This is a genomic window from Streptomyces lycii, assembly GCF_009735685.1.
Classification (GTDB): Bacteria; Actinomycetota; Actinomycetes; order Streptomycetales; family Streptomycetaceae; genus Streptomyces; species Streptomyces lycii.
This window is the reverse complement of sequence record NZ_WHPN01000210.1, coordinates 1-10,679: the sequence shown is the minus strand read 5'-3', so window position 1 is coordinate 10,679 and position 10,679 is coordinate 1. Positions and strand designations below refer to the sequence as shown.

Genomic DNA, 10,679 nt, shown 5'->3' with positions numbered 1-10,679 from the left:
CGATCCCGTAGTCCCGGGCGAGTCCCTCGAGACCGGTGTCGTAGCCCTGTCCGACGGCGCGGAACTTCCACGCACCCTGGCGGCGGTAGAGCTCGCCGAGCACGAACGCCGTCTCGACGGTGGCGTCCTCGCTGTCGAAGCGGGCCAGTTCGGCACCGCCCGCGGCGTCCAGGACGCGGATGTGCAGACCGGGCACCCGGCCGAAGGTCCCGCCGTCCGCGGAGGCCGCGAGCACAACGGTCTCCACCTCCGGCTCGATCTTGCCGAGGTCGGCCTCCAGCGTGTCCGTGACCTGGTCGCCCGCGGTCCGCTTGCCCGTGTGGCGGACCGCCCCGGACGCGTGCGCGGCCTGGTTGTAGAAGACGAAGTCCCCGTCGGAGCGGACCTTGCCCGAGGCCTGGAGCAGCAGAGCCGAGGCGTCCGCGTCCGGCACACCGGGGCCGGTCCGCCAGCCGAGCTCGACCCGCACCGCGGACGCCGGAACCGGAACATTGGAACCCTTGCGCATCGACACGCGGCCCCCTCCTCGTCGACCTGCCGGGGAGCCCGGCACTGATTCGTCCGGAACCAACCTATGGCCGCCTCCCGTGCGTGCGGTACCGACTCCCTCGCTGCAACCGTCGGTAACCGGCCAAGAACACCGCCTTTACGCGATCTCAACGCGCCATGAGGACCGTTTTGAACTACTTCACCCACATTGGTGATTGACAGCCGCTCCGATCACCGGAAACAACCTTCTTATCGGTCTCCCCAATCAGCACATCGTGGGCTTAACTTATGCAGCATGACCTCCCCCCGCTCCACCTATGGCGGCGGTTACTACTCCGCGCCCTCCTTCCCCGACACCCCGATCTACGACAGCCTCGTCGCAGAGCGCGGTACCCCTCAGATCGCGCCCATCCGGGTGCCCGCGGCCTACGACACCGGCAGTCATCTGCCGGCGCTTCCGTCCGCGCTCCCGGCGCTGCCCTCCGGCCCGTCCCAGCCCTCGCCCGGCTACGGATACCCCGGACCCCAGCAGCAACACGCGCCGCTGCAGCAGGCCCCGTCGCCGTACATCCCGCAGCAGTCCGGCGCGCCGCGCGGCTATCCCGGCCCGCAGCAGCACCAGGGCGCACCGCAGGGCGGCCACGGCTACGAGGCGATGCGTCCGGCGGCGCCCCGCCCGCAGGCTCCCCGGCCCGCCGCGCCCCGGCCCGCCCCCGCCCCGTACCACGATCCCTACGGCCAGCAGCAGTACCAGGGCCGCGGTTACTGACACGGCCGGCGGGAGTACGGGCTCGCACAACTGTCCGTCCCGGCTGGCACACTGGCCGCATGCCGACTCCCTCACTCCGTGCGCTGCACGTCTATCCGGTGAAGACGCTCGCCGGCCATGCTCCCGGCGAGGCCGTCGTGGAGCCGTGGGGTCTCGCGGGGGACCGGAGATGGCTGCTGGCGGGTGACGACGGCCGGCTGGTCACGCAGCGGGAGCATCCGGAGCTGGCGCCGGTCACGGCCGTGCCGGCGGGGGACCGGCCGGAACCGGAGCGCGGTATCGAGGTCACCGCACCGGGGAGGAAGCCGCTGACCGTGGCGGTCCCGCCGCCCGGGGACAGCACGCCCGTGGCCCTCTGGCGGGACAAGGTCGAGGCGGTGGCCGCCGACCCGGCGGCCGGTGCCTGGTTCAGCGCGTATCTGGGCACCGCTGTGCGGCTGTTCCATCTCGACGACCCGGCGCGCCGCCGGCCGGTCGACCCGGCCTACGCCCGCCCCGGCGAGACCGTGAGTTTCGCCGACGGCTTCCCGCTGCTGCTCACCACCGTCGCGTCGCTGGACGCCCTCAACTCCCTGATCGCGCAGGGCGACCACGCCGACGAGGGCCCGCTGCCCATGGATCGTTTCCGGCCGAATGTGGTGGTGGACGGAACGGCGCCGTGGGCGGAGGACGACTGGAGCCGGATCCGGATCGGGGAGGTCACCTTCCGGGTGGCGAAGCCGTGCAGCCGCTGTGTCATCACGACCACCGACCAGCGGACGGGCGAGCGCGGCAAGGAGCCGCTGCGCACGCTCGCCCGGCACCGGCGGTTCGGGGACCGGCTGGTCTTCGGCCAGAATCTGGTTCCCGAGGGCACCGGCCGGCTGCGCCTGGGCGATCCCGTGGAGATCATTGCCTGATCCCCGCGGACCGTAGCGGCACCGGGCCGCGGGGCGCCGGAGCGGGACCGCCGGAGGCGGCGGTGCGGTCAACTCCCCGCCCCGCGCGCGCTACGGTGGCTCCCCGGCACACACGCCGTACGCGGCGAACTGACGCACGAGGTGGGGGCACAGCACCAGCATGGCACCACAGGGCACGGTCCAGGTGACGCACACCGGTACGTCGCGGTGGCGGCGCCGAACGGGCGAGTACGCCTCTCTCGCCGCGGCCCTGGAGGCCGCCGGAGAGGGCGACGTCCTCTCCATAGCCCCCGGCACGTACCGCGAGAACCTCGTCGTCCGGCAGGCGGTCACCCTGCGGGGCTCCGACAGCGCCCGCGGCTCGGTGCGGCTCGCCCCGGTCGACGGGGTCGCCCTGACCGTGCAGGCCTCGGCGATCGTCCGCGACCTGCACATCGAGGGCCAGGACGGGGCCGCGCCCGCGCTGCTCGTCGAGGACGGCTCCCCGGAGCTGACCGGCATCCGGGTGGCGACGCGGTCCGCGGCGGGCGTCGAGGTCCGCGGCGGCGCCCGGCCGACGGTGCGCCGCTGCACGGTGGACAACCCCGGCGGCATGGGCTTCAGCCTGCACGGCGGTTCCGGCGGCACCTTCGAGGACTGCGAGGTCGTCGCGGCGGGACAGGCCGGCGTGGCCGTGCACGACGGGGCGCGCCCGCGCCTGGAGCGCTGCCGGGTGCACCACGCCTCGGGGGCGGGCATCTCGCTGTCCGGCGAGGGCAGTTCGCTGGAGGCCGTGGGCTGCGAGGTGTACGAGATCAAGGGCGCGGGGGTACGGGTCGCCTCCCGGGCCACCGGCCATCTCAGCGACTGCACCGTGCACCGGACCTCCGCGGACGGCGTCACCCTCGACACCGACGCGACGCTCACCCTGTCCGACTGCGACGTCCACGACATCCCGGAGAACGCCGTGGACCTGCGTTCCCGGTCGGTGCTCACCCTCACCCGGAGCAAGGTGCGCCGCTTCGGCCGCAACGGGCTGTCGGTGTGGGACCCGGGGACCCGCGTCGACGCGCACCGCAGCGAGATCCACGACAGCACCGGTGACTACCCGGCAGTGTGGGTCAGCGACGGCGCCGCGGCCGTGCTCGACTCCTGCCGGCTGCACGACGTGCCCGACGCCCTGTTCGTGCTCGACCGCGGCTCGCGGGCCGATGTCGTCGACAGCGACATCACGCAGGTGCGCAACACCGCTGTCTCGGTGAGCGACGGCGCCACCGCCCAACTGGACGACTGCCGGATCCGCGGGGCGGCCACCGGCGCCTGGTTCCGCGACCACGGAACCGGTGGCACGCTCTCCGGCTGCTCCATCGACGACACGGCGACCGGCCTCATCGTCACCAAGGGCGCCGACCCCACCGTCGAACGCTGCACCGTCGGCTCCCCGGCGGAGGCCGGCTTCTACGTGTCCGCCGGAGCCCGCGGCACCTTCCGGTCCTGCCGGGTGACGGACAGCGGCGGCTACGGCTTCCACATCATCGACGGCTGCCGAACGACGCTGAGCCGCTGCCGCACCGAACGCTGCGCACGCGGGGGTTACGAGTTCGCCGACACCGGCTCCGCACGCGGGGACGGCGACCACGGCGGCCCGGTGAAGGAGGACTGCACGAGCGACGAGAGCGCGGCCCCGCCCGCCGGCACCACTACGGGCGGAGCCGGGACCGGGTCCCTGACCACCGCGGGGACCGGATCGCAGGCCGCGGCCCGGACGGCGGGGCTGCTGGCGCCCGTGCCCGCGGCGCGCGCCGCGGATCCCGTCATGCCGGCCGCTCCGGCCGCGCCGCCGGAGACCGTGTCCGCGCGGCCGTCGGAAGCGGTGCTCGGCGAACTGGACGCGCTGGTCGGGCTGGAGAGCGTCAAGCGGGAGGTCCGGGCGCTCACCGACATGATCGAGGTCGGCCGGCGGCGCCGGGAGGCCGGGCTCAAGGCCGCCTCCGTGCGCCGCCATCTGGTCTTCACCGGCTCCCCCGGCACCGGTAAGACGACGGTCGCCCGGCTGTACGGGGAGATCCTGGCGTCGCTCGGCGTGCTGGAACGCGGCCATCTCGTCGAGGTGTCCCGGGTCGACCTGGTCGGCGAGCACATCGGCTCCACCGCGATCCGTACCCAGGAGGCGTTCGACCGGGCGCGCGGCGGTGTGCTCTTCATCGACGAGGCGTACGCGCTCTCCCCGGAGGACTCCGGACGGGACTTCGGCCGCGAGGCGATCGACACGCTGGTGAAGCTGATGGAGGACCACCGGGAGTCGGTGGTGGTGATCGTCGCGGGCTACACCTCCGAGATGGAGCGCTTCCTGTCGGTCAACCCGGGTGTCGCCTCCCGCTTCTCCCGGACCATCACCTTCGGGGACTACGCGCCCGAGGAACTGCTGCGCATCGTGGAACAGCAGGCCGACGAGCACGAGTACCGGATCGGCGAGGGCGCCGCGGAAGCGCTGCTGAAGTACTTCACGGCGCTGCCCAAGGGGCCTGGGTTCGGCAACGGCCGCACCGCGCGGCAGACCTTCGAGGCGATGGTCGAGCGGCACGCGGGCCGGGTCGCGCAGCTGACCCGGCCCTCCACCGACGATCTGACGCTGCTCTACCCCGAGGACCTTCCCGAACTCTCCTGATCCGCGGGGCCGCCCGGCGGGCCCGGACGGCCCGCGGTGCCCGGACCCGCGGACCCCGCGGCCGCCGTGCCCGCGCCCGGGGGCCTCGCGCCGCCGAGCCGGGCCGTGGCGCGCTGCCGGGGCACCTCGGGAAGCCGTTCCAGCAGCCCGGCCCGCTCCTCGGCGAAGACCGGGTCCGCCTGGTACTCGGAGTGGCCGAGGATCGGCGCGGGCAGCGGATGCAGCAGCGTACGGCCGTACTCCAGCGGGTCGCGGAGCGGGCCGCGGTCCACGTCGTGCTCGTGGGCCTCGGCGTCGCAGGCGGCCCCCGGCAGCAGCACGGGACCGCCGATCGGGTCGGTCTCCCGCCAGAGGTTGCGCCAGCAGTGGATCTCGCTGTGCAGGGCGTGCAGCGGGCCCGGGCCGAAGTAGGCCGGGAACCAGCGGCCGTAGAGGCGTTCCAGCGGTGAGCCGTACGTCAGCAGGGCCACCCGGCGGCGGGTGCCCGGGTCCAGCTGCCACACCGCCGCGGCGGCGAGCACGCTGCCCTGGGAGTGCCCGGAGATCACCAGCCGGCCACCGGTGAGCCGGGTCCAGGTGTCCATCCGCCAGCTGAGGTCGGGCACGGCACGCTCGGCGTAGCACGGCGGCGCGAAGGGGTGCGCCGCGCGGGGCCAGAAGGTCCCGACGTCCCAGAGGATCCCGATGGTGCGGCGGGCCGAGGCGTCCTTGTAGGCACGGCGGCCGCCGGCGATGAACAGTATGAAGCCGAGCCCCATCAGCCAGGAACCGACCGCCTGCGTCGTCGTCGCCAGCGCCTCCACCACGCCGGTCGTGCCGTCCGCCGCGCGGCCGGGGACCTCGCTGCTCAGCCAGGCGCCCGCGACGGCCGCGCCGCCGAGCAGCACGGTGAACAGGGCCGTCACGCCGACGAACCAGGGGGCGCAGTCGGTGAGCCTGGCGCGGGCGGTCGTACCGGCGATGCGTCCGGTGCGCGAGGAGTCCTCGGGCTCCCCCGGATGGCTCGCGCGCACCTTGCGGATCTCCTCGCGCCGCACCCGCCAGGTCTGCCCGGCGAAGTAGGCGGCCAGCACCACGAGGGCGAAGAGCATCACCGGGATGACGGCCGCCTGCCAGGACAGCACGACCGGCGGACCGGTGATCCAGCCGTCGTCCATGCCGGGCGTGCCCGGGCCGTCAAGCCAGTCGGCGACCCGCTGGGCGACACCGCCCGACATGACCCCGCCCAGGGCGCAGGCGAGCATGGCGACGGCGGCCCCCCGGTAGCCGCGGAGCGCGGCCCGCGGGTCCGGCGCGGCCCGGTGCATCCGGCGGCCGACCACGGCCAGCGCGATGACCAGCGCGCCCTGCGCGAGCGCGATGACGCCGAAGGCCTCGTCGCCGGGCAGCAGACCGCCCGACGTCCAGCCGGGGCGCGACCAGGCGGCGTGCAGGGCGGTGAGCGCGAGCAGGGCGAGCGCGGCACCGGGCAGGAATCGCACGACGGCCCGGTCGAGGCGGTCGTCGGGGGCCGACTCGCTGCGGCCCCGGGCGCACACCACCCAGACCACGAACGCCCCGGCGGCGACGAGGGCCACCTCGACGGCCCAGCCGGCGGCGTCGAGCCACGGGCTGCCGCCCGGCTTGCGGTCGTGGCGGGTGGCGGCGGCCGCGAGCGCGGCGGCCACCGTCAGGAACCCGGCCGCGGTGTGCGCGGCCCGCAGCCGGGCGACGAGCCGGCGGCCGTACCAGAAGCCGGGGAGGCACAGGGCGGGACGGGCGCCCGCCTCCGGGTCGTTCTCGGTGACGGCCTCGTGCGCGGGCGGCGGCTGCGACTCGTACGCGCTCCAGGTGCGGTGCGAGAGCCACCACAGCAGCCCGGTGAGGGCGGTGGGCACGAGCGCGGCCAGCGCCAGCCGGCGCCCGGGCTGCCCCCACCAGTTGCCGTCCTCCGGGGCGAGGAAGCCGAGCCAGTCCCGGCGCGCGGCGCACAGCTCGGAGCCGGCGCACTGCCAGGCGGCCAGATCGAGCGCGACCTCGCAGGCGGCGGCCACCAGAAGCACCGTCAGGCTGAGCGCCACGAGCCGGACCAGCAGGCCGTGCACCCGGACCGCGCGGGAGCGTGCGGGCACCTCGACGGAGGGACGCATCCAGTGCGCGATGTTGACGACCATGAAGGGCAGCAGGAGCAGCCAGAGCGCCCGGGAGCCGTTGCCCGAGGTCAGGCCCGACCAGCAGTAGGCCTCCGGGACCGGCTCCTCGCGGTATTTCTCCGGGTGCTGCTCGGCGTCCACGTCGTCGGCGCGCCGGTGGATGCCGGCGGTGTGGTCCCCGGTGACGCGTTCGGTGCGCGGGTCCTCCAGCATCTCCTGCGGGGTCGTGCCGCCGACGCCGTGCACCAGCAGTTCGAGCGCGAACCCGTCACCGTCCCCCGCCGTCGCGTCCGGTCCGCCCGCCCCGGGCCCGGGCTGCCGCCCGTCGTGCTCCGGGTGCTCCGGGCCTGCCGCGCCCGGTCGTGTTGCCGCCGTCATGATCTCCCCCGATCCGTACGTCCTCAGCAGACCAGAATCCCGCCCGCGGGCGGCCGCCCGCAGCCGTCCCCGCCGAGGCGAGGCCGGATCGTGATCGGATGAGCACGGTAGCGGCACAACGCCCGCGCCCGCGGGCGGGGCCGCAGGTCCGTGGGAAGATGTGACCGTCGGGCGACGGGCATGCGGCGAAGGGACGAGAGCCGGCGTGAGCGACCATCAGAACCTCCTCGCGGAGCAGCGGCGGGCCCTGATCCTCGACGAGGTGAGGCGGCGCGGCGGGGTCCGGGTCAACGAGCTGACCCGGCGGCTCAGCGTGTCGGACATGACGGTCCGGCGGGATCTGGACGTCCTGGCCCGGCAGGGCATGGTCGAGAAGGTGCACGGCGGCGCGGTGCCGGTCGCCGAGGCGAGCAGCCACGAGCCGGGCTTCGAGGCGAAGTCGTCGCTGGAGCCGGGCGCGAAGGAGTCCATCGCGCGGGCCGCGGCCGCCCTGGTGGCACCGGGCAGCGCCATCGCGCTCTCCGGTGGTACGACCACGTTCGCGCTGGCCCATCATCTGCTGGACGTACCGGAGTTGACGGTCGTCACGAACTCCGTGCGGGTCGCCGACGTGTTCCACGCCGCGCGGCGGACCGCCCCCGGCGGGGTGGCGCCCCTGGCGGGCGGGCAGCACGGCGCCGCGGCCACGGTGGTGCTGACCGGCGGGGTGCGCACCCCGTCGGACTCGCTCGTCGGCCCGGTGGCCGACCAGGCCATCCGCTCGCTCCACTTCGACATGCTCTTCCTCGGCGTGCACGGCATATCGGCGGAGGCGGGGCTGTCGACGCCCAACCTCGCGGAGGCGGAGACCAACCGTCATTTCGTCCGGTCGGCCCGCCGGGTGGTGGTCGTCGCCGACCACACCAAGTGGGGCACGGTGGGGCTGAGTTCCTTCGCCGCGCTGGCCGAGGTCGACGCGCTGGTCACGGACGCCGGGCTGCCGGCGCCGGCGCGGGCCGAGATCGCCGAGCAGCTTCCGGAGCTGGTCGTCGCCGGGGACGAACCGGAGTCGGCGCCCGGAGGCTGAACGGCTCCGGAGCCGGACCGGACCCGGGCGGACCCGGAAACCGGGCGGAGCCCGAACCGGCCCCGGAGGCGCCCCGGCCGATCCGGACCGGGCGGCCTGCGACCCGGTCGCGCCCGGCCGGCCGTCAGCCGGTCCACTCCCCGGTGGCCAGCACGGTGTCGAGCACCCGGCCGTACGGCGCGATGTCAAGCCCCTGCTCCGCGAGCCAGGCGTCGGAGTAGTACTTGTCGAGGTAGCGCTCGCCCGCGTCGCAGATCAGCGTCACCACACTCCCCGTGCGCCCCTCCCCCGCCATCTCGGCGACGATCTTCAGGGCGCTCCACAGGCCCGTCCCGGTCGACCCGCCCGCCTTGCGGCCGGTCACCCGCTCCAGCATCCGCACGGCGGCGACGCTCGCCGCGTCGGGCACCTTCATCATCCGGTCCACGGCCCCGGGCACGAAGCTCGGCTCCATGCGCGGCCGGCCGATGCCCTCGATGCGCGATCCGCTGTCGCTGCACGCCTCCGGGTCACCGGAGGTCCAGCCGTCGAAGAAGCAGGAGTTCTCCGGGTCGGGCACGCAGACCCGGGTGTCGTACTGCATGTAGTGCACATACCGCGCGATGGTGGCCGAGGTGCCGCCGGTGCCCGCGGTCGCGACGATCCACGCGGGCTCCGGGTAGCGCTCCATCCGCAGCTGTTCGTAGATCGACTCCGCGATGTTGTTGTTGCCGCGCCAGTCCGTGGCCCGCTCGGCGTAGGTGAACTGGTCCATGTAGTGGCCCCCGGAGTCGGCGGCGAGGGCCGCCGAGACCTCGTAGACCGTCCGCGGGTCGTCCACCAGATGGCACCGGCCGCCGTGGAACTCGATGAGACGGGTCTTCTCCGGACTCGTCGTGCGCGGCATCACGGCGATGAAGGGCACCCCGATCAGCTTGGCGAAGTACGCCTCGGAGACCGCGGTGGAGCCGCTGGAGGCCTCGATCACGGGCCGTCCGGGGCGGATCCAGCCGTTGCAGAGACCATAGAGGAACAGGGAGCGCGCCAGCCGGTGTTTGAGGCTGCCGGTCGGATGGGTCGACTCGTCCTTGAGATACAGGTCGATGCCCCAGTGCTCCGGCAGCGGGAAGCACAGCAGATGGGTGTCGGCCGAGCGGGTCGCGTCGGCCTTGACCTTCCGCACGGCGTCGTTCAGCCAGGCCCGGTACGCGGGATCGCTGCGGTCGGTGTCGAGCGTCGCGGCCGCGCCGCCGGCAGGCCGGCCGTCCAGGGTGCTCACCGGATCCGCTCCTCGCGATCACGTGCCGGGCCGGGCAGAGGAATCCCGGGCGTCCCGATCATAGTCGGCCACTGGTGCGGCGGCCCGGTCGGAGGCACACTCCTGGCAGGAGGACTTCTGGTGGCGCGGACGGCGGGCGATTCGCCGAGGGGCGGTAGGCATGGCTGAGCCGGAGTTCACGGCGACCGGGGTGCGGATCGGGCGCTGGCTGCGCTCCCTCACCCGTGCCGGTCAGGTGCTGATACGGGACGGCAGGCTGCTGCTGCTCACCAGCTACGGCACGGAGATCGACAGCGCGCCGGTGCATCTGGTGCACGCGGGACGGCCGTGGTTCGTCCGGGACCGGGCCCTCGCCACGGTGAACGGCACCCGCTATCTGCTGACCCTCGGCGAGCGCGATCCCGCGCCCGGGGAGGAGGGCCCTCCGTCGGCGGGCAGCTTCTTCGACGCGATCCGCACGGCAGGCGGGCACGCGGCCCGCGGCTGACGCCCGGCCGCGCACGCGAACGGGCACACGCCCCGGCGGGCGGGTCCCCGCCGGTCACACGATGTAACCCGGTGTTAATTTTCGGTTACGCTTTGTCGTGATCGCGGCCGGGCAGCCGCCGGCCCCACCCCGTTGCCCGTCCCCACCGGGCCTCACGCCCACCGGACATCTCCAGGGAGGCGCACCCGTGACCACCAAGCCCAGCGGGCACTGCACGGTGGAGCTCCAGGCCCTGCCGTCGCGGATCGGCCAGATCCGCAGAATCGTCTCTGCGCAGCTGCGCTACTGGCGCCTCGACGCCCTGATCCACCCGGCGGCGCTCGGCGTCACCGAGCTGCTGAGCAATGTCCACCGGCACGCCCAGCCGGACAAGCGCTGCACGGTCGACATCCTGCTGACGGGCGAGCGGCTCACCGTCTCCGTCGGCGACAGCGACCCCAGGCTGCCCCGGGTCGGCACGGCCGAGGCCGCCGGCGGGCGGGGGCTGGCCGTGGTCGCCTCCGTCAGCGACAGCTGGGGCGTCCGGGAGCAGGACGGCGGCGGCAAGGAGGTCT

9 protein-coding genes are annotated in these 10,679 nt (G+C 74.3%); 6 read left to right on the top strand and 3 right to left on the bottom strand.

The features are described 5' to 3' along the window. The coding region (locus GCU69_RS08675) for a TerD family protein (protein ID WP_170315810.1) at window positions 1–508 on the bottom strand (508 nt) is incomplete at its 3' end. A gap of 276 nt (window positions 509–784) precedes the next feature. Between GCU69_RS08675 and GCU69_RS08670 the strand changes: the two genes are divergently transcribed. The 3 genes from GCU69_RS08670 (at window position 785) to GCU69_RS08660 (ending at window position 4,804) form a co-directional block, all read left to right on the top strand. After that, complete coding sequence (locus GCU69_RS08670; RefSeq protein ID WP_156205563.1) at window positions 785–1,258, top strand: DUF6643 family protein; 474 nt, start codon at window positions 785–787, stop codon at window positions 1,256–1,258. A gap of 59 nt (window positions 1,259–1,317) precedes the next feature. Continuing rightward, entirely contained in the window at window positions 1,318–2,157 is an 840-nt protein-coding gene (locus GCU69_RS08665) for an MOSC domain-containing protein (RefSeq protein ID WP_156205562.1), read from the top strand. A 160-nt stretch (window positions 2,158–2,317) separates the two neighbouring features. Continuing rightward, window positions 2,318–4,804 (top strand): right-handed parallel beta-helix repeat-containing protein, encoded by a 2,487-nt coding sequence (locus GCU69_RS08660; protein WP_156205561.1) that lies wholly within the window; start codon window positions 2,318–2,320, stop codon window positions 4,802–4,804. Here GCU69_RS08660 and GCU69_RS08655 read toward each other — a convergent pair. Then, on the bottom strand, window positions 4,774–7,314 hold the full coding sequence (locus GCU69_RS08655) for a hypothetical protein (RefSeq protein WP_408055779.1): 2,541 nt from the start codon (window positions 7,312–7,314) through the stop codon (window positions 4,774–4,776). The two genes, GCU69_RS08660 and GCU69_RS08655, sit on opposite strands and share 31 nt — an antisense overlap. Window positions 7,315–7,519: 205 nt before the next feature. Here GCU69_RS08655 and GCU69_RS08650 point away from each other — a divergent pair, with 205 nt between their 5' ends. Next, the gene (locus GCU69_RS08650) at window positions 7,520–8,380 is read left to right on the top strand and encodes a DeoR/GlpR family DNA-binding transcription regulator (protein WP_098750860.1); all 861 of its coding nucleotides are present in this window, start codon (window positions 7,520–7,522) and stop codon (window positions 8,378–8,380) included. Window positions 8,381–8,504: 124 nt separating this feature from the next. Here the strand turns inward: GCU69_RS08650 and GCU69_RS08645 are convergent, their stop codons facing one another. Continuing rightward, window positions 8,505–9,629: a PLP-dependent cysteine synthase family protein gene (locus tag GCU69_RS08645; protein WP_098750872.1), complete on the bottom strand. Its 1,125-nt coding sequence runs from the start codon at window positions 9,627–9,629 to the stop codon at window positions 8,505–8,507. Between the two features lie 169 nt (window positions 9,630–9,798). Between GCU69_RS08645 and GCU69_RS08640 the strand changes: the two genes are divergently transcribed. After that, window positions 9,799–10,125 carry a hypothetical protein gene (locus GCU69_RS08640; RefSeq protein WP_098750861.1) on the top strand — a complete coding sequence of 109 codons (327 nt, stop codon included), beginning with the start codon at window positions 9,799–9,801 and terminating at the stop codon, window positions 10,123–10,125. A 187-nt stretch (window positions 10,126–10,312) separates the two neighbouring features. Next, the coding region (locus GCU69_RS08635; protein ID WP_156205560.1) for an ATP-binding protein at window positions 10,313–10,679 on the top strand (367 nt) is incomplete at its 3' end.

What these genes read in the sequence shown, in the direction of transcription:
- GCU69_RS08670 (WP_156205563.1), top strand. Translation starts at nt 785, where the DNA reads ATGACCTCCCCCCGCTCCACCTATGGCGGCGGTTACTACTCCGCGCCC.
- GCU69_RS08665 (WP_156205562.1), top strand. Translation starts at nt 1,318, where the DNA reads ATGCCGACTCCCTCACTCCGTGCGCTGCACGTCTATCCGGTGAAGACG.
- GCU69_RS08660 (WP_156205561.1), top strand. Translation starts at nt 2,318, where the DNA reads ATGGCACCACAGGGCACGGTCCAGGTGACGCACACCGGTACGTCGCGG.
- GCU69_RS08655 (WP_408055779.1), bottom strand. Translation starts at nt 7,314, where the DNA reads ATGACGGCGGCAACACGACCGGGCGCGGCAGGCCCGGAGCACCCGGAG.
- GCU69_RS08640 (WP_098750861.1), top strand. Translation starts at nt 9,799, where the DNA reads ATGGCTGAGCCGGAGTTCACGGCGACCGGGGTGCGGATCGGGCGCTGG.